Raw genomic sequence first — 25,291 nt, forward strand, 5'->3', positions numbered from 1 at the left:
TGCGTCGGCGGGTTCGCCGGACCTCGATGTGTCTCGGGCGAACGGTCGTTGTCCGCCCGGAGTGGTTGCGCTGGTCGTGTCCCGACGCGCTCGGCCCCTCGTCGAGCCGCCCGGAGGCGGCGTGGCCCGGCGCCGGCGTCGGCGGGGTCATCCCTTGAGGCCGCCCGTGGTCAGGCCGGCCATGATGTTCCGCTGGAAGATCAGGAAGACGATGACGGTCGGGATCGCGGCGATGACCGACGCGGCGACCACCACGTTCATGGGCGTACCACCCGAGAAGGCGTAGATGCCGACGCTGACCGTCCGGGTCTCGGGGGACGGCATGACCAGCTTCGGCCAGAGGAAGTCCTTCCAGACCGCCGTCACCGCGAAGATCGAGACCACGCCGAGGATGGGACGCGACATCGGCAGGATGATCGACCAGAGCGTGCGCAGCGGGGTCGCCCCGTCCACCAGGGCCGCCGCCATCAGGTCCTCCGGGATCGAGTCGAAGAACCGCTTCAGCAGGAAGATGTTGAACGCGTTCGCGACCAGGGGCAGCCAGATCGCGAACGGCGAGTCGAGCAGGTTGATGTGCACGATCGGCAGGTCGATCACGGTCACGTACTGCGGGACGATGAGGACCATCGCCGGGATCATCAGCGTCGCCAGCATCAGGCCGAGGATCACGTTGCCGAAGACCGGCCGGAGCTTCGACAGTGAGTACGCCGCGGCGGTGTCGAAGACGAGTTGGAACAGCACCGCGCCGGTGGCGTAGTAGAACGTGTTGAACAGCAGCTTGGCGAGATCCAGGTTGTTCCACGCGTCGACGTAGTTCTGCGGCTGGGGGTCCTTCGGGAAGAGCGACGGCGGCGTCTGCGCGATCTCCTGACCGGACTTGAGCGCGCCGGTGACCATCCAGTAGAGCGGGCCGAGGAAGACGAGCGTGAACACCACGACGACGGCGGTGAGCAGCGCCCAGTAGATCACCCTGCCGCGCCCGCGGCTGAGCTGGGCGTGGGAGATGAGGGTCCGGGTCCCGGAGTCCTGTGCCATGGGTCGTCCCGTCCTAGTCCTGTTTCGCGGTCAGCCGCACGTAGACCGCGGAGAAGCCGGCCAGCACCACGAGCATGATCACGCCGAGCGCCGCGGCGCCGTTGAGGTCGTTCTGGAAGAACCCGTGCTGGTAGATGAGGTACGCGACCGAGGTCGCCGAGTCCTCCGCGCCGGCGCCGTTGGCGAGGATCAGCGGCTCGATGAAGAGCTGCATGGTGGCGACGATCTGCAACATCGCCAGGAGCGCGAGGATCAGCCGGGTCTGCGGGATCGTCACGTGCCGCACCCGCCGCCAGATCCCGGCGCCGTCGAGTTCGGCCGCCTCGTAGAGCTCGCCGGGGATGTTCTGCAACGCGGCCAGGTAGATCAGCACCGCGCTGCCCATGTTCATCCAGGTCGACGCGACCACCATCGCCGGCATCGTCATCTCCGGGGACTGCATCCACTGCGAGGTCGGCAGGTGCAGCGCCTTCAGGATGGCGTTGAAGAGCCCGGCGTCGCTCGGGTCGTACGCGTAGAACTTGAAGAGGAAGAGCGCCGAGGCCGGCGGCAGCATCACCGGCAGGTAGACCAGGATCCGCAGGTACCCCTTGGCGTGCCGGAACTCGTTGAGCACGACCGCCACGAGGAACGGCACCACGTAGCCGAGGACCAGCGCGAGCAGGGTGAAGTAGGCCGTGTTGCGCCAGGCCGTCCAGAAGCTCGGGTCGTCGATGATCCGGGCGTAGTTGTCCCAGCCCACCCAGGTGGTCTCGCCGCGCCGGGTGCGCTGGAAGCTCATCACGATGCCGCGGATCATCGGGTACCAGGAGAAGACGACGAAGCAGAGCACCGCACCGATCAGGAACGCGTGCCCGGTGACGTTGTCCCGCACCTTGCGGCCGAGGCTCGTGCGCGGTGGGCGCCCCGGGGGCGGCGGCGCGGGGCGGGCCATTCTCGTGATGGCCTCCGGGGCGGAGGTGATCGCCAACGAAGCTCCTGGTGAGTCGGTGACCGGACGGGTTCTGGCGGACCGGGTGGGGGCCGGCGGACGACCCCCACCCGCCCGGTCAGCTCTGCGCGGCGAGGAGCTGGTTGACCTTGCTCTCGGCCGTCTTGAGCAGCGCGTCGATGTTCGCGTTCGGGTTGGTCAGCACTCCCGACATCGCGGCGTCGAGCACCGCGTAGACCGCCTGCGCGTTCCGCGGCTCGCCCTTGATCGGCACCGGGCTCGCCTCGAAGAGCGCGAAGTTCGCGGTGTCGACGTTCGCGTTGGCCTTGCGCAGCTCGAGTTCCTGCTTCTGCGCCTCGGTGCCGTTGGCGAAGAGCAGCGGCTGGGGCAGGCCGACCGGGTAGTTCTGCGGCTTGGCCCGGACGTAGTCGAACTGGCCCTTGCCCGGCGTCAGCTTCTGGTACGCGATCCACTTCAGGCCGGCCTCGACCTGCTCCCGGGAGAGGCCCTTCTTGAAGTAGTAGCCCTCGCCGCCACCGAGCGTGCCCTTGGCCGCGCCGTCCTGGCCGGGCAGCGGGGCCATCGCCCAGTCCTGGAACTTCCCCTGGAACTGGCTGACGATCGCCTGGGTGGTGTCCGGCGCGCCGATGAACATGCCCACCTTGCCGGCGGCCGCGTTGGTCAGCAGGTCACCCCACTGGAGCAGCTGGCGGCTGCCCATGCTGTTGTCGCCGTACCGCATGTCCTTGAGGTTCTGCAGGACCTGCTTGCCCATCGCGTTGTTGAAGTCGGCCTTCTTGCCGTCCGGGGTCAGCACCTGGCCGCCCTGCGAGTAGAGCAGGGAGGTGAAGTGCCAGCCCCCGGTGTTGCCGGCGCTGTACTCCGCGTAGCCGGCGACGCCGTTGCCGAGGGCGGAGATCTTCCTGGCCGCCGCCCGGACCTCAGGCCAGGTCTTCGGCGGGCTGTTCACGTCGAGCCCCGCCCGCTGGAACAGCGCCTTGTTGTAGACCAGGCCCATCGAGTAGTTCTTCACCGGTACGGCGTAGAGCTTGCCGCCGTCGGTGAAGACCTCCTTGAGCGCCGGGTCGACGCTGTCCCAGGTCGGGATCGTGTCCTTGTCGGCGTACTCGGTGATGTCCATGGCCTGCCCGGAGTCCAGCACCTGCTGGAGGTCGGTCATGTAGCCGTAGAAGACGTCGGTCACGGTGCCGCCGGCCAGCCGGGCGGCGAAGTCCGGCGGGTTGTTGCACTGCTCGCCGACGCTGACGCTCTTGACGACGATGTTCGGGTTCTGCCGCTGGAACTCGGCGACGTCGTCGTTCCAGTTCTGCAACAGCTCCTTCTGGGAGCCAACCGGCTGGCAGTCGACCGTGATGGTGACCTTGCCGCCTGCCGCCGAGTCGTCGTCGCTCTTCGTGGAGCACGCCGTGAGGCTGAGCCCCAGGCCGGCCACGAGCGCTAACGCCGCAGCCTTCCGGTACTGCGGTACGGACATCTGTCCATCCCTTCGGGAACGGGTGTCTCTATCACCTGCGCTGATCCGCGGTGGTCGTCACCGCGCCGATGCCTGTCAAGGTCTGCATCCGCCGTGCGACCGGCCCCTTCGGTACGTCGGGGCCGGTGTGAGTGGAGTCACTGTAGCTAACCCGACTTGTTCCGGCAAGGTATCGATCGGGGGCTGAAAAGAAGCGACGCACCGATGACAGATCCAGACAGGATCTTAGAACGAGACCGATTTGCCGAGATCGCGCCTTTAAGGCGCGGCTGCGGCCCGGCGCCCGGGGCGCGGGCCGGCCGGCGCCGGCAACGACGAAGCGGCCGCCGACCGCGGGAGGCGGTCGACGGCCGGGGTGTCCGTTCACGGGGCGGCACGTGGTCACCGTGGTCACCGACCACGGCAGGCGGCGGGCAGCGGCAGGCGGGGCCCCGCCGCGCCGACGGGGCGGGGGTCAGGCCGTCAGCGGCCGGGGGCGGGCGCGGTGGAGCCGCGCACCACGAGTTCGGGCTCGAAGAGCAGCTCGTCGCGCAGGACGCCGGCCCCCTCGATCTGGGTGACCAGCAGGTCCACCGCGGCCTGCCCCATCGTCTCGATCGGCTGCCGGACGGTGGTCAGCGGCGGGTCGGTGCAGGTCATGAACGCCGAGTCGTCGAAGCCCACCACCGACACGTCGGTCGGCACCGCACGGCCCAGCCGCCGGGCCGCCCGGATGGCGCCCAGAGCCAGCACGTCGCTGGCGCAGATGATGCCGGTGACGCCCCGCTCGACCAACTTGGTCGCGGCCACCCGCGCGCCCTCCATGGAGAAGCTGGAGCGTTCCACGCACGTCGTGTCGTCGGCCCAGCCGGCGGCCTGGATCATCGCGCTCAGCTTGCGCCGGGACGGCACGTGCCCCTCCGGGCCGAGCACCATCCCGATCCGCTCGTGCCCGAGCGAGCGCAGGTGCCCGTACGCCTGCTCCACCGCCACCGCGTCGTCCGTGGAGACCCGGGGGAAGCCCAGCTCGTCCACGCCCGCGTTGACCAGCACCACCGGCAGGCCCCGGTCGGTCAGCCGGCGGTAGTGGTCGTGTCGCGCGTCGGCGAGCGCGTACGAGCCGCCGGCGAAGATCACCCCGGAGACCTGGTGGTCGAGGAGCATCTCCACGTAGTCCATCTCGGAGACGCCGCCGATGGTGCGGGCGCAGAGCGCCGGGGTGAACCCGCGTTGGGCCAGGGAACCGGTGACCACCTCGGCGAGGGCCGGGAAGATCGGGTTCTGCAACTCGGGCAGCACCAGCCCGACCAGCCGGGCACGCTCGCCGCGCAGCTTGGTCGGCCGCTCGTAGCCGAGCACGTCCAGCGCGGTCAGCACCGCCGTCCGGGTCGCCTCGGAGACCCCGTCCCGGCCGTTGAGCACCCGGCTGACGGTGGCCTCGCTGACGCCCGCCTTTCTGGCAACTTCGGTCAACCGTTTCGTCACGCCCGCAATCGTACGTCATCTGGCTGCAAGAAATGAGCAGCCATCTGCCGTGCGGATGGCGTCCGCTGCTGTACTTCGCTCACGCCCTCGTCGTGGCCCGACGCCACGATCCGCCCGGGCGGTCAGGACAGATCCCGCAGCGCGTCCTCTGTCGCCCGGTGGAACGTCGGGTACGCGTAGATCATGTGTCGCAGCTGGGCCAGCGGCACGGCCGCGTGCACCGCCACCACCAGCCCGGAGAGCACCTCGCCCCCGGCCGGCCCCACCGAGGTCGCGCCGATCAGGACGCCCTGGTCGGCGTCGGCGACCAGCTTGACGAAGCCCTCGTTGCCGCTCTTGTGGATCCAGCCCCGGGCGGACGAGGACAGCCGGGCGAGGCCGACCTGCACGTTGATGCCCCGCTCGCGGGCCTGCCGCTCGGTGAGGCCGACCGCGCCCACCTCCGGGTCGGTGAAGGTCACCCGGGGCAGCGCCCGGTAGTCGGCGCGCGGCACCGTGCCGGCCGAACCGCTCGACCCGGTCGCACCTAGCGCGCTGGTCACGCCGGCCGCGCCGCCCACCACGCTCGCGGTGCCGCTGGGATCGGCCCCGCCGTCGGTGCGGCGGGCGCGGTCGAGCAGGTCGGCCACGACGATTCCCGCCTGGTACATCGCGACGTGGGTGAACGCGCCCTCGCCGGTGACGTCGCCGACCGCCCAGATCCCCTCGGCGGCGCGCAGCCGGTCGTCAACGGCCAGGTAGCGCCGGCCGGCGTCCATCCCGACGCTCTCCAGGCCCAGCTCGTCCAGGTGGGCCCGGCGACCGGTCACCACCAGCAGCTGCTGGGCGGCGAGCGCCGTCCCGCCGGCCGCGTGCAGGGTGAAGCCGCGCCCGTCGTGGCTCACCCGCTCCGCCCGGATCCCGGTGTGGATCTCCACCCCGTCGGCGCGCAGCGCGGCGGCAGCCACCTCGGACGCCTCCGGCTCCTCGACGGCGAGCACCCGGTCCAGCGCCTCGACCACGGTGACGCGGACGCCGAAGCGGGCGAAGACCTGGGCCAGTTCCAGCCCGATCGCCCCGCCGCCCAGCACCAGCAGCGACTCCGGCAGCTCCTCGACCTCGATGGCCTGGTGGTTGGTCCAGTACGGCGTGTCGGCAAGCCCGTCGACCGGCGGCACCGACGGCCGGGTGCCGGTGCCGAGCACGATCCCGTGCCGGGCCCGGAAGACCCGCTCGCCCACCCGGACCCGGCCGGGCCCGTCCAGCCGGGCGCTGCCCCGGACGAACCGTCCGCCCTTGTCGGTGAACCGCCGCACCGCGACCGTGTCGTCCCAGGTGTCCGTGGCCTCCTCGCGGATCCGCCGCGCCACCGGCGCCCAGTCGGGCCGGACCTCGGCCGAGCCGGCGAGCCCGTCGACGCGGCGGGCCTCGGCGATCGCGTTGGCCGCCCGGATCATCATCTTGCTCGGCACGCACCCCCAGTACGGGCACTCCCCGCCGACCAGGTCGCGCTCGACGCCGACGACGGTCAGCCCCGCCTCGGCGAGCCGCCCCGCCACCTCCTCGCCGCCGACCCCGAGCCCGACCACGACCACGTCCACCAGTTCCGGATCAGCCATGCCGCCAGCATCGCGCACCGCCCGGCGGCGGGCCAGCGGCGCTCCGGAAAACCGCTGCCGTCACGCCCGCGACCTCCTACCGTGACCGGATGCGCGAACGCTTCTCCGCCGTCCACGACTGCTTCGCCGAACTGCTGGCCGAGGGCCGGGAGACCGGGGCCGGCCTGGCGGTCTGGTACGACGGCGAGCCGGTGGTCGACATCGTCGGCGGCGAGCGGTCGCCCGGGCGGCCGTGGCGGACCGACACGCTGGTCAACGTCTACTCCGTCGCCAAGCCGGTCGCCGCGCTCTGCCTGCTGGCGCTGGTCGACCGCGGCCGGCTCGACCTGGACGACCCGGTCGCCGGGCACTGGCCCGCCTTCCGCGCCCCGGCGACCGTCCGGCAGGTGCTGTCGCACACCGCCGGGTTGCCGGCGTTCCCGGTACCCCGACCGGCCGCCGCCGTCGCCGACTGGAACCTGCTCTGCGCCGACCTCGCGGCCGCCGAGCCGGAGTGGCCGCCGGGCTCCGTCGCGGGCGAGCACGCCTGGACGTACGGGCACCTGGTGGGGGAGCTGGTGCGGCGGGTCGACGGGCGGTCGGTGGGTCGCTTCCTGGCCGAGGAGATCGCCGGGCCGTGGCGGCTGGACCTCGGCTTCGGTCTCGGCGGGGCGGACCAGCGGCGCTGTGCCGAGCTGCGGTACGGCGACCCGGGCTGGCCCGCCCGGGTGGCCGGCGAGCCGGGTTCGCTCTGGGCGCGGGCGCTGGGCAACCCGCCGGGCGGCCTGGACCTGTCGGTGGTGAACAGCCCGCTCTGGCGCGGCGCCGAGGTGCCCGCCGTCAACCTGCACTCGACCGCGCGCGCCCTGGCCCGCCTCTACGCGGGCCTGCTCGCCGGCGGCGTCCTCGACGGCGTCCGCCTGTTCAGCCGGGAGCTGGTGGCGGAGGCGACCCGCGTCCAGTACGACGGCGACGACCTGCTGCTCGGCCGCCGGGTCCGATGGACGCTGGGCATGCAGTGCGAGGAGGACGGGAGCTGGGGCATGGGCGGGATCGGCGGCAGCTCCGCCTGGGCCGACCCCCGTCGCAGCTACACCTTCGCCTACGCCACGTCCCACCTGGCCGACCACGACCGGGTCGACACCCTGGTGGACGCCCTGCACTCCTGCCTCTGACCGCGCGGCGCCCGGCCGGGGCCCGTGCTCAGGGTCGGCGTCCGGGAGAGCCGGCGGGCTCCCGGGCCACCGGGCCGACGGCCGGCCCGGGGATCACCACCGGCGTACCGGCCGGGGTGAGCAGTGCGCGGGCGGCCACCGCCGTCCTGCGGCGCCGCGGCACCCGGGCCCGATCGGCGAAGACGTCGAAGTCCCGCGCGGCCACCTCGTCCAGGATGCCGCCGTACAGCGCGTAGGCGGTGCGCATGCAGGCCTGCGAGGCGGGCGCCAGCAGGGTGATCCCGGGGGCCGCGGCGACGTAGTGCGCCTGGGCGCGGGTCACCTCGTACGCGATCAACTCCCGGATCCGGGGCGTGGCGCGGCCCCTCGCGCGCGCCTCGTCCAGTTCCTCGCGGGTGACGCCGAAGAGGGCCAGGTCCTCGTCGGGCAGGTAGGTGCGCCCCCGGTCGAGGTCCTCGCCCACGTCGCGGATGAAGTTGGTGAGCTGGAAGGCGAAGCCGAGCTGGCGGGCCGGCTCGCGGGCCGCCGCCGGGTCCGAGCTGCCCAGGATCGGCAGCATCATCGTGCCGATCACCGCCGCCGAGCCCTCCATGTAGTCGAGCAGGTGGTCGTAGGTGCGGTACGAGGAGACCGTCAGGTCCATCGCCATGCTCTTCAGGAACGACGCGAAGTCGTCCCGGTCGAGATCGAAGACGGCGATCGTGTGCAGCACGGCCGGGAGCAGCGGGTCGTCCACCGGCTCGCCGTGCAGCCCGGCGACGAAACGGCCCGCCCAGTCGTCGAGCCGCGCGGCGCGCTCGGCCGGGGGCAGTTCCTCGGTCCGGTCGACGATCTCGTCGGCGTAGCGGGTGAAGCCGTACAGGGCGTGGACATGTCGCCGTTTCCAAGCGGGCAGCAGCCGGGTGGCGAGATAGTAGGTGCGGCCGTGATGTCTGTGCAGCTCACGGCAGCGGTCATAGGCCGCGGTGAGATCGGTTTCCACCGGCCCTCCTCACATATCGACGCACAAATCGACGCAACTCGTAAGCCTAGGGTACGCTCGTTCGCATGGCCAACGACGCAGTTGCGGGTAACGCGCTCCGTGTGGCACCGGCGCAGCCGACCGACGGGGACGATCCGGTCCGCGCGGTCCTGGCCGCGTACACGAAGGACCTGGTGACGGCGGTGGAGGGCACTCTCGCGGCCTTCCTGTCCACCGAGGTCGACGCGATGACCGAGATCGACGCGGCGATGGGTGGTTTCGCCGCGACGGCCCGCGACTGCGTGCTGGCCGGCGGCAAGCGCGTCCGTCCCACCTTCGCCTACTGGGGTTGGCGCGGGGCGGTGGGCGGCGCGGATCCGCTCCCGCCGGTACTTCCGGCGCTGGGCGCCCTGGAGCTGCTGCACGCCTTCGCGCTCGTACACGACGACGTGATGGACGCCTCCGCCACCCGGCGGGGCAGGCCGACGGCCCACGTGGCGCTGGCCGCCCGGCACACGGCGGCCGGCCATCGGGGTGATCCACGCCGGTTCGGCGAGTCGGTCGCGGTGCTGATCGGCGATCTCTGCATGGTCTGGGCCGACCGGCTCCTCGCACACGCCGACGTGCCGCCGGAGCGCCTGCTCGACGTCCGCCGCTGCTACGACCAGATGCGGGTGGAGACGATCGCCGGGCAGTACCTCGACGTGCTGGGCGAGAGCGACGCGGCCAACTGGTCGGTCGACCGCGCGTTGCGGGTGGCCCGCTACAAGACGGCGAGCTACACGGTGCAGCGGCCGCTGCTCTTCGGCGCCCGGCTGGCCGGCGTCGGGGGCGACGCCCCGCTGACCGCCGCGTACGCCCGCTACGGGCTCGCCGTCGGCGAGGCGTTCCAGCTCTGCGACGACCTGCTCGGCGTCTACGGCGACCCGGCGACCACCGGCAAGCCGACCGGCGACGACCTGCGCACCGGCAAGCCGACCGTGCTGCTCATGCTGGCCCGGCAGCTCGCCACGCCGATCCAGCGGCGGGCGCTGGACCGGGTGGGCGCGGACGTCGGCGCCGGGGAGGTCGACCGCCTCGCCGAGCTGGTCGCCGACACCGGCGCGGTCGACCGGGTCGAACGGATGATCTCCGACCGGGTCGCCGAGGCGCTGGCCGCGCTCGGCACCGCGTCGATCGACGAGACCGCGCGCACCGCGCTCACGGGCCTCGCCACCGCCACCACCAGCCGGCGGGCATGATGGGCAACTTCGCAGAGGGAGGTGGTCGTGTGCGTACCGTCGAGGGACGTACGGACCGGGTGGTCGTCGTCGGTGCCGGGCTGGGCGGGTTGGCCTGCGCGCTGCACCTGGCCGGCAGCGGTCGAGAGGTGACCGTGCTGGAGCGCGAGCCGGTGCCGGGCGGCCGGGCGGGCCGGCTCGGCGTGGCCGGCTACGAGTTCGACACCGGCCCCACCGTGCTGACCATGCCGGACCTGATCGCCGAGGCGCTCGGGGCGGTCGGCGAGGAGCTGGACGACTGGCTCGACCTCACTCCGCTCGACCCGGCCTACCGGGCGCACTACCCGGACGGCTCGACGCTGGACGTCATCACCGACACCACGCGGATGGCGGCCGAGATCGCCCGGGTCTGCGGCCCCCGCGAGGCCGACGGCTACCTGCGCTTCGTCGACTACGCCCGCAGGCTCTGGCAGTGGGAGCGCGCCGACTTCATCGAGCGCAACCTGGACGCCCCAACCGACCTGCTGACCGGCAACCTGGTGAAGCTGCTGGCGGGCGGCGCCTTCCGCCGACTCCAGACGAAGATCAACCAGTTCTTCCGGGACCCGCGCACCCAGCGGATCTTCTCCTTCCAGGCCATGTACGCCGGCCTCGCCCCGCACGACGCGCTGGCCATCTACGCGGTCATCGCGTACCTCGACTCGGTCGCCGGGGTCTACTTCCCGCGCGGCGGCGTCCACGCCGTCTCCCGCGGCATGGCGGGCGCCGCCGAGAAGCACGGCGTCCAGATCCGCTACGACACCACCGTCACCCGGGTGGAGACGGCGCACGGCCGGGCGACCGGCGTGCTGACGGCCGACGGCGAGCTGATCCCCGCCGACGTGGTCGTGCTCAACCCCGACCTGCCGGTCGCCTACCGCGACCTGCTGCCGCCGAGCCGCCCGCGTCGGCTCACCTACTCGCCGTCCTGCGTGGTCCTGCACGTCGGATCGCGGCAGGGATATGGCAAGATCGCCCACCACAACATCCACTTCGGACGGTCCTGGAAGGGCACCTTCGATGAGGTCATCCGGCGGGGCGAGCTGATGAGCGACCCCTCCCTGCTGGTCACCAACCCGAGCCGCACCGACCCGTCGGTGGCACCCGCCGGCAGGCACACCTACTACGTGCTGGCCCCGGTGCCGAACCTCGACCGGGCGCCGTTCGACTGGCGGGGCGACCTCACCGGCCGCTACGCCGACCAGCTCGTCGGGACCCTGGAGGAACGCGGCTACGTGGGCTTCGGCGCCGGCGTCGAGGTGCTGCGGGCCGTGACCCCGGCCGAGTGGGCGGAGCAGGGCATGGCCGCCGGCACCCCGTTCGCCGCCGCGCACAGCCTCTTCCAGACCGGCCCGTTCCGCCCGTCGAACCTGCACCGGACGCTGTCGAACGTCGTCTTCGTCGGCTCCGGCACTCAGCCCGGCGTCGGCGTGCCCATGGTGCTCATCTCCGGCAAGCTCGCGGCCGGCCGCATCACCGGGAAATCCTGATGGGCCGTCCCCTCGGCCCCGGGAGGCGGCTGCCGTGACCACCCGCGAGGAGCATCTCGTCGAACTCGTCGACGACGCCGGACGCCCCCTGGGCGAGACCACCGTCTCCGCCGCGCACCAGCCGCCGGGGCGGCTCCACCGCGCCTTCTCGGTGCTGCTCGTCGACCCCGAGGGCCGGGTGCTGCTGCAACGACGGGCCCCGGTGAAGACCCGCTTCCCGCTGCGCTGGGCCAACTCGTGCTGCGGCCACCCCGCGCCGGGCGAGTCCCTGGTCGAGGCCGCCAACCGCCGGCTCCGCGAGGAGCTCGGCGCCGAACCGGTCGAGCTGACCGAGCTCGGCGTGTACCTCTACTACGCCGAGGACCCGGCCACCGGCCGGGTGGAGTTCGAGTACGACCACGTCCTGCGGGGCGAGTTCCGGCCCGGCAGCCCGCTGCTGCCGGACCCGGACGAGGTGGCCGAGCTGCGCTGGGTCGACCCGGCCGGGCTCACGGCCGACCTCGACACCGACCCCCGCGCGTACGCGCCGTGGCTGGGTGGGGTGGTGAACCGGCTGCTGCGCCCCGCGCAGCCGACGGGCGACCCGCCGGACCCGGCCGTCACCCCGCCCGGTCTCCCGGCGGACGACGCGTCGGAGCGGTCGGGTGGCCGATGAGGCGCTGAGCGCGGGAGCCGTCGCCCGACGGCTGGGCGTCGCCGTCACCACCCTGCGCACCTGGCACCAGCGCTACGGCCTCGGGCCCAGCGAGCACGTCCCCGGGCACCACCGGCGCTACACGCCGGCCGATCTCGCCCGTCTGGAGATCATGCGGCGGCTCACCGCGCAGGGGGTGACCCCGGCCGAGGCGGCCCGCTGGGCCCGCCGGGCACCCGACGCGGTGCCCGCCGACGCCGGCGTACGCCCCCGGCGGGCCGCCGGTGGGCGCGACGGCGGCGGCCAGACCATCCCGGTCGGCCGGGCCGGACCGGCCGCCCGGGGGCTGGCCCGCGCCGCCATGCGGCTGGACTCGATGGTGATCGACGAGACGATCACCAAGGCCGTCGAGGCGCACGGGGTGATCGCCACCTGGGACGGGCTGCTGCGACCGGTGCTCGTGGGCATCGGGGAGCGGCACGCCGCCACCGGCGGCCTCGTCGAGGTCGAGCACCTGTTGTCACGCTGCGTCTCGGAGACGTTCGCGACGGTCATCCGGGCCGGCAGGCCCACCGGGCCGGCACGCGTCCTGCTCGCCTGTGCCGACGAGGAGCAGCACAGCCTGCCGTTGGAGGCGCTCGCCGCCGCGCTCGCCGAGGCCGGGGTCGGCTTCCGGATGCTCGGCGCGCGGGTGCCGACACCCGCGCTGACCGAGGCCGTCGCCCGGACCGGGCCGGCCGCCGTGGTGATCTGGTCGCACACCCGGCCCACCGCCGACCCGGCCCAGCTCAACGCCGTACTGGCCGCACCCCGCCGGCCGCTGCTGGTGCTCGCCGCCGGGCCGGGCTGGTTGGCGGACTCGCTGCCCGCCGGGGTGGTGCGACCGGTCGATCTCGCCGAGGCGGTCTCGCTGGCGCTGGCCGTACGCGACTCGCTGGACCAGGCGACGGCGGACTGACCGGGGGTGCCGGGCCGACGCGCCGTCCACTAGCGTCTGGGGGTCCGCCGAACCCGACCCTCCGGGAGCGAACGATGCGCCCACGCGCCGTGCTGGCCTCCGGTCTGGCCCTGCTCCTGCTTGTCGGCGGCTGCGGCGACGGCACCGCCACCGGCCGGAGGGACGCCGACCCCGGCCCCGTCGCCTCGGCTCCGCTGCCGGCCGAACCCTCCCCCGCCGTCACCCCACGGCCGACCCGCGGCGTCGACCCCCGGCGTCCCGTCCGCCCGCTGCCGCCCAGGCTGCCGGCGGGGCTGTACCGCTCGACCGGCGTACGGACGGTGGCGTTGACCTTCGACGACGGACCGGACCCGGTCTGGACGCCGAAGGTCCTCGACCGCCTGCGGGCGGCCCGGGTCACGGCCACGTTCTGCGTGGTGGGCACCCAGGTCCGGCGCCACCCCGACCTGGTCCGGCGGATCGTGCGGGAGGGCCACCAGCTCTGCAACCACAGCTGGCACCACGACCTGGACCTCGCCCGTCGGCCGGCCGTGGAGATCCGGCGCGACCTGGTCCGCACCAACGCCGCCATCCGGGCGGCGGTGCCCGGCGCCAAGGTGCCGTTCTACCGCCAGCCGGGCGGCCGCTGGACCCGTGAGGTGGTGACGGTCGCCCGGCAGCTCGGCATGCGGTCGCTGCACTGGAACGTCGACCCCCGGGACTGGGGCAAGCCGACCGCCGTGACGATCGCCAAGCGGGTACGCGCCGCGGCCCGCCCCGGATCGGTCGTGCTGCTGCACGACGGCGGCGGCAACCGGGCGGCCACGCTGGCCGCCTGCCCCCACCTGATCACCGACCTGAAGCGCCGCTACGGCGTCGCCCGTCTCCGCTAACCCGCGCTGACCTGGGGTTTTGCGGCCCGTTGTGGCCACAGCCATACCGGTTTGGTCGACGGACCGATCATCACGTAAGCTATCCAAGCCTCCGGCGGGGCCGGATGGGAGCAAGTCCGCTTGAAGTTGCGAGTGTGCAATGATGGCGGGGCCGCCCTCATCGTCTAGCGGCCCAGGACGCCGCCCTTTCAAGGCGGTAGCACGGGTTCGAATCCCGTTGGGGGCACGATCCGGCTTCGGCCGGAGGCAACAAAGCTAGGTCCTGTGGAGCAGTTGGAGTGCTCGCCGCCCTGTCAAGGCGGAGGTCGCGGGTTCAAGTCCCGTCAGGACCGCCAGCGCAGAACGCCGCGCCATGCGCGGCGTTCTGCGTATCGGGGCATGCGACCCTCCCGGCGGAGCACTCGCCGTGCGGGTAACATGTACCGAGCAACACGGCCAGGTAGCTCAGTTGGTACGAGCGTCCGACTGAAAATCGGAAGGTCGGCGGTTCGACCCCGCCCCTGGCCACATAGCCTTTCGCCGGGCTACTGAAGCGCCGACCAGCGGGAACGCGGGTCGGCGCTTCTGCGTCCGGGCCCCGCCCGGCCGCCCGACGTCTCCCCCGGTCCGACCGTTCCGGAAGGCGCCGCCAAAAGCGGCGACGCCCGCGCCGGTGCCGACGCGCCTGACGCCCGCGGGAGGCTGGGGCCCCGCACGGCCCCCCGTCGGCCCGCCGACCTACGCCCCGGCCCCGACTGATCCCTCAGACCCGCTATCATCGCCGGATGGCGATTGGTGATGCGCCCGCACTGGCTCCTGCCGCGGCGTTGTTCAGGTCCCTCGGCGACCCCACCCGGCTGGCCATCCTGCGCCGGATCGCGACCGGGGAGGCCCGGGTGGTGGACCTGACCGGCGAGCTGGGGTTGGCGCAGTCGACGGTCTCGAAACACCTGGCGTGCCTGCGTGACTGCGGCCTCGTCGACTACCGGGTGTCCGGTCGCCAGTCGTTCTACGCGCTGACGCGGCCGGAGCTGCTGGAGCTGCTCCGGTCGGCGGAACAGGTCCTCGCCGCCACGGGCGAGGCGGTCGTGCTCTGCCCGACCTACGGCACGCCGGCCGCCTCCCGCGTGGAGGTGGGCGCGTGAGCGCGTCGCTGCTGACCCCGCAGCGCCAGGCGGCGCTGTCGAGGCGGAGCCTGCAACTGGCCTACGCCACCGCCGGCTACAACCTGCTGGAGGGCGTGGTCGCCATCGCCGCCGGCGCGGCGGCCTCCTCGACCGCGCTCGTCGGATTCGGCCTGGACTCGTTCGTCGAGGTGTCCAGCGCCGCCGTGCTGATCTGGCAGTTCCGCTCCCGGGTGCCCGAGGACCGGGAGCGACTGGCGCTGCGGCTGATCGGCGTGTCGTTCTTCGCCCTGGCGGCCTGGGTGACCTTCGACGCCGGCCGCTCGCTGCTGGCCGGCGGGGACGCCGACGCCAGTCCGGTGGGGATCGGTCTCGCCGTCGCGTCCCTGATCGTGATGCCGCTGCTCGTGCGGGCCAAGCGGCGCACCGGCCGTGAGCTGGGCTCGGCGACCGTGCTGGCCGACTCGACGCAGACCCTGTTGTGCACCTACCTCTCCGTGGTGCTCCTCGTCGGTCTGGTCCTCAACGCCCTCTGGGGCTGGTCGTGGGCCGACCCGGTCGCCGCGTTCGTGATCGCCGGAGTCGCGGTCAGGGAGGGCGTCGCGGCCTGGCGCGGCGATCACTGCGACGACTGCGCGCCCCTCCCGGCCGTCGACGCCGGCCAGGCTTCCGGCTGCGCCGACGGCTGCTGCGCCGACCGCTAGCCGCGCCGGCGAATTCGATTGCGTACGCGCCCGCGCCGCACTTGGCTACCGCCATGGCGAGAGAGCGCGTCGACTCGTACTTCGTCTGCGGAACCCCTCGCACCGGTAGCTCCCTCCTGCTGGGGCTGTTGGAGTCCACGGGCCTCGCCGGCCGGCCGCAGGCGTTCTTCCGCTCCCCCGACGAGCTGCGCTGGGCCGACCGGTGGCGGCTCCCCCGCACGGCCGACGGCGGCCTCGACTACGCGGACTTCGTACGGGCCGCGCTCGCGGCGGGCCGGACCGACAACGGCGTGTTCGGCGCGAAACTCATGTGGGGCACGCTGGACGAGTTGGTCGCCAGGCTCGCGGCGATCCACCCCGACCTGGAGGGCGACGACGCCGCGCTGCTGAACCGGGCGTTCGGCCGCACCGGCTTCGTCTTCCTGCGGCGCGACGACGTGGTGGCCCAGGCGGTGTCACGGCTGCGCGCCGAGCAGACCGGCAGATGGTTCGTCGGCGGCAGCGGGGAGATCAGCGGCGACGCCGGCAACGGGCGGGAGCCCCACTTCGACGCGGCGGGCATCGGGCGCTTCATCGGGGAGATCGGGGAGCACAACGCGGCCTGGGAGGCCTGGTTCGCCTCGTGGGGCATCCAGCCGCACGTGGTGCGCTACGAGGACCTGGCAGCGGACATGGCCGCCACCACGCACGGAGTCCTCCACTTCCTCGGGATCGACGTGCCCGGGGACGGATTCGCCGTCGTCGCCCGGCACCAACGCCAGGCCGACGAGATCAACCGGCGGTGGATCGAACGCTACCGGGCCGAGGCGACCGGCACCTGACCCGTCGACCGGGTACTCCTCGTCGGGCGGTCCGGGGCACGGCCGCCACCGGTCCAGGTGGCCGTCGGGTGGCCCGGGGCGTCAGCGCCGCTGCTGGCGGTGCTGGGCCACGCCGCCCTGGATCGCCTCCCAGACGCTCCGCCCGGCCTGCTTCAGCGTCTCCCCCGCCTGCTCGGCGAGCTGGGCCGCGCTCGGCGCGGCGCCGCCACCCCCGGAGGTTCCGGGACGCCGCTCCGGTTCGTCGCCGGCCGGACCGCCCGACGGCGCACGCCGTCCCGCCTCCGGCCCGCCGTCGCGCCTCTCACCGGCGCCCTCGGGCGTGCCACCGCCGGGGCCGCCGACGCTCGCGCCGCCCGGCCGCTGCGCGCGCTGTTCCTCCCGGCCCGGGCGCTGCCCGCCCTGCTCGCCGCCGGACCCGGACCCGCGTTCCTCCCCGCCCCGCTCGCCGCCGGACCGGTCACGCCCGTCACCGCCGGAGGGCTGGCCGCCGCTCCCCGCCGAGTCCTGTGCGTGCTCCCGCCCCTGCGGGCCGCCGGGCTCCCGGCGCTCGTCCCCCCGGCCCCGCTGCTCGCGGCCCGCCTGCTCGCGCGCTTCCTGCTCGCGGGCGCGCTGCGCCTGGCCCTGCTCACCCCCGCCGCCCGATCCGCTGGCGAGGCCGCCGCCCCGGTGGACCGGCCCGGTACCGGGCTGCCCGCCCTGACCGGGGCCGGGCTGCCCGGCGTGCCCGGGACCAGGGCTGGGCTGCCCGGCGTGCCCCGGGCCGGGGCTGGGCTGCCCGACGTGCCCGGGGCCGGGGGCGGAGGGCCTGGCGGCCTCGTGAGGGGAAACCTGCGCGCCCTGGGCCGGCGCGGGGCCTACCGGCCGGCCGGGACCCGCCACGCCGGGCACGGGCACGCCCGGCTCCAGTACCGGCCGGTCGGCGAGAGCGCCGATCGCGCCCACCTGCTGGCCGAGGTCGTCGGTCGCGCCGCCGATCCGCTCCACCGGGCCGGCGAGCCGCTCGCCCAGGTTGGCCACCTGCTGCGTCGCCCGGTTCACGTCGTCCAGCGAGGCCGTCGCCGTACGCGACAGCGCCTGGATGACCTGCGGGTTGCGGTCGATGGTGGTCAGCGCCCGATCGAGGATCTGCACCAGCTTCTCGAGCCGCACCTTGAGCAACGCTTCGGCGTGCACCCCGGTGATGTCGAGCTCGACGTCCTCCAGGTGCACCCGCACCCCGGCGTCGAGCTGAAGGATGTTGGCCAGCCGGGTACGCAGGGACACGTCGGCGTCCAGCCCCTTCACCGCGAGCCGGATCGAGTCGACCGACACCTCCGGAATGTCCAGCAGGACGTCCGGCTCGGCGTCCCCGGCCCGCCGGGCGAGAGCGGCCTCCCTCTCCCCGCGGGCGGGTTCCGCCTCCCCGTCCCGGGTCGAGGGCCCCGCCTCCCCGTCCCCCCGGTTCGGTCGATCGCCCGTCCGGTCCGGATCCCGCTGCTGTGCGTTCTCGCTCATGCTCCCCGCTCCGCATCCTCCGGCCCGGCCGGCCGGGATCGTCCGGCGCGGGTACCCGGTATCCGGCCGAACATCCCGCGCGGCCGGCGTCCCCGGTGCCGGTCGGACGAGCACCGCCGTCGACCCGCGTGCGACCGCCGGGCGTACGCGGAAGGGTGCTGGCGCGGAGGCTGCGCACCCGGGCACGGGCCGGTATGGTCCGGGCCTATGGGACAGGAGATGGCCTATCCGGCCGAGATCCGGCAGGAGTCCGGGAGGTTCTCCCTGCGCAGCGTCCTCCTGGTCCCCGCCTCCGCGCAGCGCGCGTTCGAGGTGTTCACCGGCGCGCTGGCGCAGTGGTGGGTGGTGGAGTACACCTGGTCCGGGCCGGAGAGCCTGGCCGACCTGGGGATGGAGCCGCGCGCCGGAGGCATGCTCTACGAGATCGGTCCGCACGGCTTCCGCTGCGACTGGGGCCGCGTGCTGACCTGGGAGCCGCCGAGGCGGCTGGTCTTCACCTGGCAGATCGGGGCCGACCGGGCGCCGCTGCCGGACCCGGCGCGGGCGAGCGAGGTGGAGGTGCTCTGCCACCCGGACGGACCGGAGCGGACCCGGGTGGAGGTCGAGCACCGCCACTTCGACCGGCACGGCGACGCGGCGGAGGGTTACCGGCAGGCATTGACCGCCGGCTGGCACGAGCTGCTCACCCGCTACGCCGCCCGGGTGGCCGACCGCGACGCCGGCTGACCGGCTCCGCCCAGGCCGTCCGGCTGCTGGCCGGAACCGGGCCGGCTCGACCGGGCGGCGGTGAGCGCGTCAGCGGCCGATGCCGGGGCGGGCACCGGGCGCGCCGGCCACCCTCCGCCCGCCCAAATCGGCGCGGCGGGCCGCCTCCGCGCCCGGGCCGAAGCCGCTGCCGGCCAGCCGGCGCGGCGCGGCGGTACGCAGCCGCGGGTAGACCTGCGCGACCCGGTGCCGGACCCGGTCCGAGCGGTCGGCCAGGACCAGCGCCACCGACGGCTCTCCCGACTCGGCGGCTGCCCCGGCCTCCGCCGCCCGCAACCGCACGCCGATCACCTGGGCGAAGCCGGCGAGCCAGGAGCGCCGGAAGGCGGCCGGGTGCTCGCCGGGCGGCACCTCGGCGCCGGCCAGCCCGTGCGCGGCCTGCACCAGCAGGGACGTGAAGAGCAGCTCGACGCGCTCCAGGTCGCTGGCGAAGCCGAACAGGTGCATGGCGAAACCGGCACCCTGCCGTTGGCGGACGCAGCGGCAGCGCAGCGGATCGGCGACCGCGGCCAGCAGGCCGGCCTTGTCCCGCGCGAACGGCGCGACGACCTCGACCACCCGGTCGCCCACCGGGTCCGTGGCCGGTTCCCGGGCGGCCAGCAGCGCCCGGTCCACGCCGTAGCGGGCGATCAGCTCCGTCGCCTTGGCCGTGAAGGCGGCCGACTCGGCGGGGGTGCAGGCCGGGTCCTCGGCCTGGGCCAGCAGCTTGCGCACCTTGCTGAGCATGGCGTCGGACATGCCACCCACCCTGTCACGGCGGGCCGACGGTCAGTCGACCCGGCTGCGCAGCGTCGCCACGGTCGAGCCCGCGAGGGTGAGCAGGCACTCCGGCAGCTGCCCGTCGGCCGCGGCCGCACCGAACAGCGCCTCGCCGGTGTCGGCGTCGGCGTTGGCGTACGCGCTGACGAAGCGCGCCACCCAGCGGGTGTCGTAGCCCGCCTCGTCGATGCCGGGGAAGTCGAGCGCGCAGGTGCCCGGCGGCACCGGCTCCCCGACCATCGTCGCGGCGAGGCACCAGGCCACCCCGTACGCGCCAGCCAGGCCGGACCGGTCGACGACGGCGTCGAACGCGCCCACCACCGCGTCGCCGTCACCGGCCAGCGCCGAGCGGAGCACGGCGGTCGCGTCGTCGAGCGTCTGCTGTGGTGATTCCGTCACCCACAGCACGGTAGAGGAGAGCGTCAAGCCGCCCGTCGGGGGTGACTTTCCGTAGCGAATGCGAACGACCTGCGGATTGAGCGCCCTCCGTGGTCCCGCCGACGGGTGCGGCACGCTAATGTGCGCAGCGGACCTTCGCCGGAGGAAGGACGACCATGTTCATGTCACGCGCCTCGCGGGCGGCCACACTGGCTGCCTGCGCGACGTTCCTGCTCGCCACGAGCGCCTGCGGGACCGATGAGCCGGAGGAGGCGCCGACCCACCAGGCGCGCCTCTACGGCTCCGACGGCAACATGCTGAACTCGTACCCCGCCGAGCTGAAGGATCGCGCCGGCCTGGTCGACGGTATGAAGGGCACCACGCCGCTGACGCCCCTGCCCGAGGACTTCAAGAACCGGCTGCGGTCCGTCGACCCCAAGCTCGGCGACTTCCTCTACTCCGCCGAGGCGTACGACGCGGTGGTCATCAGCGCGATCGCCGCCCAGCTCGCGGGCACGACCAACCCGGCCGCCATCGCGAAGCAGATCGTCGGGGTCACCAACGGCGGGCAGCGCTGCGAGACCGTGGCCGATTGCCTGGCGCTGGCCCGGGCCGGTCAGGACGTGGAGTACCGCAGCGTCTCGCTGACCCGCGCCGGCTTCACCGACGCCGGCGAGCCGTCCACGGCGAGCTACGGCACGCTGCACTTCGACGGGCAGCGGCTCAACGACGGCAAGACGGAGTTCGTCGGGGCCGGGGACGAGTCGGCGGCGAGCACCAAGGCCCCGCCGAAGGCGAAGAAGCAGCGCGGCGGCCGTACCGACCGCAGCGACGGCTCCCCGCTGGTCATCGGCGGCCTGCTGCCGCAGAGCGGCGACCTGGCCCTCGCGTACCCGCCGATCTCCGCCGGCACCAAGCTGGCGATGAAGGAGATCAACGCGGCGGGCGGGGTGCTCGGTGAGCCGGTGGTCTGGATCGACGGGGACGACGGCACCAACCCGGCGGTCGCCAAGGCCACCGTGGCCCAGCACGTCGCGCGGAACGTGCACGTCATCGTCGGTGCCGGCGCCTCCGGCATCTCCCGCGCCGTGCTGCCCGACGTGGTGCGGGCCGGGAAGGTGCTCTTCGCGCCGTCGAACACCGACGCCAGCCTGACCGAGCTGGACGACCAGGGCCTCTACTTCCGCACCGCGCCGCCGGACAGCCTCCAGGGCCGGGCGCTGGCCGACGTCATCCTGCGCGACGGGCCGCAGAAGATCGCCATCGTGGCCCGTAAGGACTCCTACGGCGAGGGCCTCCAGGAGACCGTCCGGGCCGAGCTGGAGCGGGCCGGCATCGGCGGCGACCGGCTGAAGCTGCTGACCTACGACCCGCCGGCCGACGCCAAGGCGAACCCGGTGGACTTCGTCGGCGGCGCGAAGGAGATCAAGGACTTCGGCGCGGAGGCCGTGCTGATCATCGGCTTCGCGGAGTCCGCGCAGGTGATCCGGGCCCTCGCGGACGCCGGCGTGCAGATCCGGCACTGATCCGGGCCACCGGTCCCGACGGCCGCACCGGTTGACCGGTGCGGCCGTCGTCGTCACCGGGGTTCAGCGGGGCGTCGCCGCTCCAGGAACTCCGTCATCCGGCGGCGCTTCTCCTCGTCCTCGAAGAGCACCGCCTGACTCACCAGGTCGAGCTGCGGGTGCGCGGCGGCCGGCGCGTCGACCGCAAGCTTGGTCAGCCGCAGCGCCAGCGCGGAGCCCTTCGCCATCTCGTCGAGCAGCCCGTGCGCGGTGGGCAGCAGCTCGCCGGGCTCCGCCACCACCCGGTTGACCAGCCCGATCCGCAGGGCCTCCTCGGCGTCCACCCGGCGGCCGGTGAAGAGCAGCTCCTTGGCCCGGGCCTCGCCGACCAGCGCCGGCAGCCGGTGGGTCGCGCCCGCGCCGGCCAGGATCCCCAACCGGACCTCCGGCTGGCCGAACACCGCCCGCGCCGTGCAGACCCGCAGATCGCAGGCGTACGCCAGCTCGGCGCCCCCGCCCAGCGCGGGCCCGTCCACGGCCGCCACGGTCGGCATCGGCAGTGCCCGGATCCGGGCGAAGGCCGCCGAGTTGATCGCGGCGAGGGCGTCCAGCCGGCCCCGCTCGCGCAGCTGCCCGATGTCCGCCCCGCCCGCGAAGATCCCCTCGGTGCCGCCGGTGAGCAGCAGCAGCCGGGGCCGCGCCTCCAGCTCCGCGCAGACCTGGTGCAGCTCGGCGATCAGGTCGGCGTCGATGGCGTTGCGCTTCTCCGGCCGGTCGAGCGTGACCACCAGCCGGTCCGGCCGCTCCTCGATCCGCAGCCCACTCATCGGGGGAACCCCCTTCCGCCCGCGCCCGCGGGGCTCGCAGGCCCGCTGCCCGCGCTCACGCGCGCACCCCGCCTTCCCAGCGGTAGAAGCCCTGGCCGGACTTCTTGCCCAGGCGGCCGGCCGCCACCATCTCCTCCAGCATCGGCGGGGGCGCGAAGCGGTCCCCGTACGCGGCCTGGAGGGTGCGCGCGATGTCGAGCCGCACGTCCAGCCCGACGAGGTCGGTCAGCTCCAGCGGGCCGACCGGGTGCCGGTAGCCGAGCACCATCGCCTTGTCGATGTCGGCCGGGCTGGCCACCCCGTCGGCGACCATCCGGATCGCCTCCAGCCCGAGGGTGACCCCGAGTCGGGAGGTGGCGAAGCCCGGCATGTCGCGTACGACGACGGGGTCCTTGCCCAGCCGGCCGGCGAGCGCGACGGCCGCCGCGGTGGTCTGCTCGGCGGTGGCCGGGCCGACCACGATCTCCAGCAGCGCCATCGCCCAGACCGGGTTGAAGAAGTGCAACCCGAGGAAGCGCTCCGGCCGCGCCAGCCCGTCGGCCAGCGCGGCGATCGGGATGCTGGAGGTGTTGCTGCCCAGCAGCGCCGGCCGCAGCGCCTCGGCCTCGCGCAGCACCGCCCGCTTGAGGTCCGGCCGCTCCGGTACGGCCTCCACGATCACGGCCGGCTCCTCGGCGACCTCGGCGAGCGCCGCCCGCAGCGTCACCCGGCGCCGGTTCGTGTCGGCCTGGTCGGCGCTCAGCTTGCCGCGCGCCACCGCCCGGTCCCACAGCTCCCCGAGCCGCCCGACGGCCGACTCGCCCCGTTCCCGGTCCACCTCGACCAGCTCGACGGCGTGCCCGGACCCGGCCGCCACGTAGGCGATGCCGAGCCCCATCGTGCCGGCCCCGACGACGACAAAGCGGTCGCTCATGACGCCTCCCTGTCTCCGGTGGCGGGACGGGGTCGACCCGCGCCCCGCCGCCCGCTCCACTCGCTCATGGGCCGACCCTATGCAGCGGCGGTACCCGGGGATGCGTGGGGGCGAGCCGGATCGGGTACCACCGCGTCAACCGAGGGAAGGACGGGCCAGATGAGCCAGGCACCGGAGACCGTGCACGCCGCCGACGCGGCGGAGACCGTGGAGACCCGCGGGGACGAACGGGTCGACCTGCTGCGCGCCGACACCAACAACGACGGCCGCACCGACGTCTGGGTCGTCGACACCGACGGTGACGGCAAGCCCGACCTGTTCCAGTTCGACACCGACGGTGACGGCAAGGTGGACATCACGATGGTCGACCTCGACGAGGACGGCACCCCGGACGAGGTGGTCGACGGCGACGGTGGCCTGCCGCCCGAGCAGCTTCCCCCGACCGTCCAGGTCTGAGGCCGCGTCCGGGTTCCCGCGTGCGCGGGGACCCGGCGCCGGCGTCGGGCCCGGCCGTCCGAAGGCTCCGCCGTCAGTCGGCGAGGCGCAGGGTGGCCAGATAGTACGGCGCGTCCCGGTCGTCCACGTCGGCCAGTCGCCAGCCGCTGCCCCGGACCAGCTCGGCGAGCTCGTCCGGCGAGCAGACGAGGTAGTCGAACCACTCGGTGCCCAGCTCCCGGTAGCGCAGCCGGAGCCGGAGCTGGCCGCCGAACCGGCCCTGCCGCCGGTTCCGCTCGTGGTAACCGGTGTGCACCGGGTCGCGGGTGCCGTACGGATCGGTGCCCTGGGCGATGACCTGCGCCCCCGGCCGGGCCAGCGCGGCGAGGGCGCCCAGCAGGACCGGTGCCCGTTCCCGCCCCTCCAGCAGCCCGACGTTGTTGCCGAGCAGCAGGAACGTGTCGTAGCGGCGGCCGTCCGCGACGTGCGCGTCGACGGTGGCGTGCACCAGGTCGCGTACGCCCCGACGCCGGCACACGGCCAGCGCCCCGGCCGAGGTGTCCAGCCCGGTGACCGGCACGCCCCGCTCCTGGAGCAGCAGAGCGATCCGGCCGGCGCCGACCCCGACGTCCAGGGTCGCGCCCCGGACCCGGTCCACGGCCCGACGGTCGTACGGCTGCCAGTCGGCCGGCCCGTCCAGGTAGTGCGCGGCGGGGGCACCGTTGACGAGCCCGTCGTCCCGCTCGATGATCTCGATGACCGGTCGCGGCAGCCGCCCGCCGGCCAGCGGCCGGGGGCCGACGCCGGTGGCCACCGCGTACGCGTCGCGCAGCATCTCCCCGAACACGTCACCGATCCGTGGCTCCGCCGTCACGGGCATCACGCTATCCGGCCGGCCGGTGGGCCGCACCGGCCGTATCCTTGCGGGGTGACCACCCTGGACCGCCTCGCCGCGGAGAAGTACATCCTGCTCACGACCTTCCGCAAGGACGGTCGCGCGGTGCCGACGCCGGTCTGGGCGGTCCGCGACGGCGACGCACTGGCGGTGTGGTCGGCGGCGGACGCCGGCAAGGTGAAGCGGATCCGGCGCAGCGGGGACGTGACGGTGGCGCCCTGTGACGTCCGGGGCCGGCCGCACGGCGAGGCGATCGCCGCCCGCGCGACCCTCCACGGCCCGGCCGAGACCCGGCGGGTGCGTGAGCTGATCAAGCAGAAATACCGGCTGGTCGGCCGGCTGAGCCTGCTCGGCAGCCGGTTGCGTCGCGGCGAGGGTGGCACGGTCGGCATCCGGGTCGCCCTCGTGGACGGGCCGGCGACCGGAGCGTGATCCCGCCGCCGGGCAGGTTCCGGGCACGACGAAGGGCGGCGGACCGGTGTCCGCCGCCCTTCGTGTTCAGACCTGTCGCCTCCCGGGCGGTCAGTCCCCCTGGCGCTGCTGGGGGATCTGTCCCTGTAGCAGGGCCCTGACCTCCGACTCGCGGTACCGGCGGTGGCCGCCCAGGGTGCGGATCGCGCTGAGCTTCCCCGCCTTGGCCCACCGCGTCACCGTCTTCGGGTCGACACGGAACATCGACGCCACCTCGGCCGGCGTGAGTAGCGGCTCTGGTTCGTGCGTTCGCGATGCCATCGGTCACTCCTCCACATGTATAGACATCGGCCGGGGTCCCGCCGGCCGACGCGTCTCCCATGGTCCGGCTAGTCCCCGATGTCCGACATGGGCCGAACGGCCGAACGTC

26 protein-coding genes and 3 tRNA genes are annotated in these 25,291 nt (G+C 74.0%); 16 read left to right on the plus strand and 13 right to left on the minus strand.

The window, feature by feature from the left end:
* Positions 1 to 147: 147 nt before the first annotated feature.
* The 5 genes from V6V16_RS05225 to V6V16_RS05245 all read right to left on the minus strand — a co-directional run bounded on the left by V6V16_RS05225 (position 148) and on the right by V6V16_RS05245 (position 6,523).
* Entirely contained in the window at positions 148 to 1,035 is an 888-nt protein-coding gene (locus tag V6V16_RS05225; RefSeq protein WP_334559874.1) for a carbohydrate ABC transporter permease, read from the minus strand.
* A gap of 13 nt (positions 1,036 to 1,048) precedes the next feature.
* Positions 1,049 to 2,005 (minus strand): carbohydrate ABC transporter permease, encoded by a 957-nt coding sequence (locus V6V16_RS05230; RefSeq protein WP_334559876.1) that lies wholly within the window; start codon positions 2,003 to 2,005, stop codon positions 1,049 to 1,051.
* A gap of 79 nt (positions 2,006 to 2,084) precedes the next feature.
* Entirely contained in the window at positions 2,085 to 3,461 is a 1,377-nt protein-coding gene (locus tag V6V16_RS05235; protein WP_334559879.1) for an ABC transporter substrate-binding protein, read from the minus strand.
* A gap of 462 nt (positions 3,462 to 3,923) precedes the next feature.
* A complete protein-coding gene (locus tag V6V16_RS05240; protein WP_334559882.1) occupies positions 3,924 to 4,925 on the minus strand; it encodes a LacI family DNA-binding transcriptional regulator in 1,002 nt (333 codons plus the stop codon).
* Between the two features lie 122 nt (positions 4,926 to 5,047).
* Complete coding sequence (locus tag V6V16_RS05245) at positions 5,048 to 6,523, minus strand: dihydrolipoyl dehydrogenase family protein (RefSeq protein WP_334559884.1); 1,476 nt, start codon at positions 6,521 to 6,523, stop codon at positions 5,048 to 5,050.
* Positions 6,524 to 6,612: 89 nt separating this feature from the next.
* Here V6V16_RS05245 and V6V16_RS05250 point away from each other — a divergent pair, with 89 nt between their 5' ends.
* Entirely contained in the window at positions 6,613 to 7,677 is a 1,065-nt protein-coding gene (locus V6V16_RS05250; protein ID WP_334559887.1) for a serine hydrolase domain-containing protein, read from the plus strand.
* Positions 7,678 to 7,705: 28 nt separating this feature from the next.
* Here the strand turns inward: V6V16_RS05250 and V6V16_RS05255 are convergent, their stop codons facing one another.
* A complete protein-coding gene (locus tag V6V16_RS05255) occupies positions 7,706 to 8,659 on the minus strand; it encodes a phytoene/squalene synthase family protein (RefSeq protein ID WP_334559889.1) in 954 nt (317 codons plus the stop codon).
* Between the two features lie 65 nt (positions 8,660 to 8,724).
* Here V6V16_RS05255 and V6V16_RS05260 point away from each other — a divergent pair, with 65 nt between their 5' ends.
* From V6V16_RS05260 to V6V16_RS05310, 11 genes are all read left to right on the plus strand, one after another.
* The gene (locus V6V16_RS05260; protein ID WP_334559892.1) at positions 8,725 to 9,879 is read left to right on the plus strand and encodes a polyprenyl synthetase family protein; all 1,155 of its coding nucleotides are present in this window, start codon (positions 8,725 to 8,727) and stop codon (positions 9,877 to 9,879) included.
* Positions 9,879 to 11,387, plus strand: a complete 1,509-nt coding sequence (crtI, locus tag V6V16_RS05265; RefSeq protein WP_334560205.1) for a phytoene desaturase family protein — start codon at positions 9,879 to 9,881, stop codon at positions 11,385 to 11,387. The genes V6V16_RS05260 and crtI overlap by 1 nt, the downstream gene beginning before the upstream one ends.
* A 34-nt stretch (positions 11,388 to 11,421) precedes the next feature.
* Positions 11,422 to 12,042 (plus strand): isopentenyl-diphosphate Delta-isomerase, encoded by a 621-nt coding sequence (gene idi / locus V6V16_RS05270; RefSeq protein WP_334559895.1) that lies wholly within the window; start codon positions 11,422 to 11,424, stop codon positions 12,040 to 12,042.
* Complete coding sequence (locus V6V16_RS05275) at positions 12,032 to 12,979, plus strand: MerR family transcriptional regulator (RefSeq protein WP_334559897.1); 948 nt, start codon at positions 12,032 to 12,034, stop codon at positions 12,977 to 12,979. The genes idi and V6V16_RS05275 overlap by 11 nt, the downstream gene beginning before the upstream one ends.
* 74 nt (positions 12,980 to 13,053) lie before the next feature.
* A complete protein-coding gene (locus V6V16_RS05280) occupies positions 13,054 to 13,851 on the plus strand; it encodes a polysaccharide deacetylase family protein (protein ID WP_334559900.1) in 798 nt (265 codons plus the stop codon).
* A 153-nt stretch (positions 13,852 to 14,004) separates the two neighbouring features.
* Positions 14,005 to 14,077, plus strand: a tRNA-Glu gene (locus tag V6V16_RS05285).
* A 32-nt stretch (positions 14,078 to 14,109) separates the two neighbouring features.
* Positions 14,110 to 14,186 (plus strand) — tRNA-Asp (locus V6V16_RS05290).
* A gap of 98 nt (positions 14,187 to 14,284) precedes the next feature.
* Positions 14,285 to 14,358, plus strand: a tRNA-Phe gene (locus V6V16_RS05295).
* Positions 14,359 to 14,615: 257 nt separating this feature from the next.
* Positions 14,616 to 14,975, plus strand: coding sequence for an ArsR/SmtB family transcription factor (locus V6V16_RS05300; RefSeq protein ID WP_334559902.1), 360 nt, complete (start codon positions 14,616 to 14,618; stop codon positions 14,973 to 14,975).
* The gene (locus V6V16_RS05305) at positions 14,972 to 15,658 is read left to right on the plus strand and encodes a cation transporter (RefSeq protein ID WP_334559904.1); all 687 of its coding nucleotides are present in this window, start codon (positions 14,972 to 14,974) and stop codon (positions 15,656 to 15,658) included. The genes V6V16_RS05300 and V6V16_RS05305 overlap by 4 nt, the downstream gene beginning before the upstream one ends.
* A 53-nt stretch (positions 15,659 to 15,711) precedes the next feature.
* Positions 15,712 to 16,479, plus strand: a complete 768-nt coding sequence (locus V6V16_RS05310; protein WP_334559907.1) for a Stf0 family sulfotransferase — start codon at positions 15,712 to 15,714, stop codon at positions 16,477 to 16,479.
* 81 nt (positions 16,480 to 16,560) lie between these two features.
* Here the strand turns inward: V6V16_RS05310 and V6V16_RS05315 are convergent, their stop codons facing one another.
* Positions 16,561 to 17,973: a hypothetical protein gene (locus V6V16_RS05315; RefSeq protein WP_334559909.1), complete on the minus strand. Its 1,413-nt coding sequence runs from the start codon at positions 17,971 to 17,973 to the stop codon at positions 16,561 to 16,563.
* A 207-nt stretch (positions 17,974 to 18,180) separates the two neighbouring features.
* Here V6V16_RS05315 and V6V16_RS05320 point away from each other — a divergent pair, with 207 nt between their 5' ends.
* Positions 18,181 to 18,699, plus strand: coding sequence for an SRPBCC family protein (locus V6V16_RS05320; RefSeq protein WP_334559910.1), 519 nt, complete (start codon positions 18,181 to 18,183; stop codon positions 18,697 to 18,699).
* 69 nt (positions 18,700 to 18,768) lie between these two features.
* Here V6V16_RS05320 and V6V16_RS05325 read toward each other — a convergent pair whose 3' ends face one another.
* A complete protein-coding gene (locus V6V16_RS05325; protein ID WP_334559911.1) occupies positions 18,769 to 19,476 on the minus strand; it encodes a DUF2786 domain-containing protein in 708 nt (235 codons plus the stop codon).
* 30 nt (positions 19,477 to 19,506) lie between these two features.
* Positions 19,507 to 19,896: a hypothetical protein gene (locus tag V6V16_RS05330; RefSeq protein WP_334559914.1), complete on the minus strand. Its 390-nt coding sequence runs from the start codon at positions 19,894 to 19,896 to the stop codon at positions 19,507 to 19,509.
* Positions 19,897 to 20,051: 155 nt separating this feature from the next.
* On the opposite strand from V6V16_RS05330, the gene V6V16_RS05335 reads away from it, so the two are divergent.
* On the plus strand, positions 20,052 to 21,401 hold the full coding sequence (locus V6V16_RS05335) for an ABC transporter substrate-binding protein (RefSeq protein WP_334559916.1): 1,350 nt from the start codon (positions 20,052 to 20,054) through the stop codon (positions 21,399 to 21,401).
* 53 nt (positions 21,402 to 21,454) lie between these two features.
* On the opposite strand, the gene V6V16_RS05340 is transcribed toward V6V16_RS05335, so the two are convergent.
* Both V6V16_RS05340 and V6V16_RS05345 read right to left on the minus strand, forming a co-directional pair.
* Positions 21,455 to 22,207, minus strand: a complete 753-nt coding sequence (locus V6V16_RS05340) for an enoyl-CoA hydratase/isomerase family protein (RefSeq protein WP_334559917.1) — start codon at positions 22,205 to 22,207, stop codon at positions 21,455 to 21,457.
* Positions 22,208 to 22,262: 55 nt separating this feature from the next.
* Positions 22,263 to 23,120 carry a 3-hydroxyacyl-CoA dehydrogenase family protein gene (locus tag V6V16_RS05345; protein WP_334559920.1) on the minus strand — a complete coding sequence of 286 codons (858 nt, stop codon included), beginning with the start codon at positions 23,118 to 23,120 and terminating at the stop codon, positions 22,263 to 22,265.
* A gap of 159 nt (positions 23,121 to 23,279) precedes the next feature.
* On the opposite strand from V6V16_RS05345, the gene V6V16_RS05350 reads away from it, so the two are divergent.
* On the plus strand, positions 23,280 to 23,576 hold the full coding sequence (locus V6V16_RS05350; protein WP_151455703.1) for a hypothetical protein: 297 nt from the start codon (positions 23,280 to 23,282) through the stop codon (positions 23,574 to 23,576).
* Positions 23,577 to 23,649: 73 nt separating this feature from the next.
* Here the strand turns inward: V6V16_RS05350 and V6V16_RS05355 are convergent, their stop codons facing one another.
* Positions 23,650 to 24,429 (minus strand): class I SAM-dependent methyltransferase, encoded by a 780-nt coding sequence (locus V6V16_RS05355; protein ID WP_334559925.1) that lies wholly within the window; start codon positions 24,427 to 24,429, stop codon positions 23,650 to 23,652.
* Positions 24,430 to 24,483: 54 nt separating this feature from the next.
* Between V6V16_RS05355 and V6V16_RS05360 the strand changes: the two genes are divergently transcribed.
* On the plus strand, positions 24,484 to 24,882 hold the full coding sequence (locus tag V6V16_RS05360) for a PPOX class F420-dependent oxidoreductase (RefSeq protein ID WP_334559927.1): 399 nt from the start codon (positions 24,484 to 24,486) through the stop codon (positions 24,880 to 24,882).
* A gap of 90 nt (positions 24,883 to 24,972) precedes the next feature.
* Here V6V16_RS05360 and V6V16_RS05365 read toward each other — a convergent pair whose 3' ends face one another.
* A complete protein-coding gene (locus V6V16_RS05365; protein WP_007073996.1) occupies positions 24,973 to 25,182 on the minus strand; it encodes a BldC family transcriptional regulator in 210 nt (69 codons plus the stop codon).
* Positions 25,183 to 25,291 lie beyond the last annotated feature (109 nt).

This window comes from Micromonospora sp. CPCC 205561 (genome assembly GCF_036906775.1).
In the GTDB taxonomy this organism is placed as follows: Bacteria; Actinomycetota; Actinomycetes; order Mycobacteriales; family Micromonosporaceae; genus Micromonospora.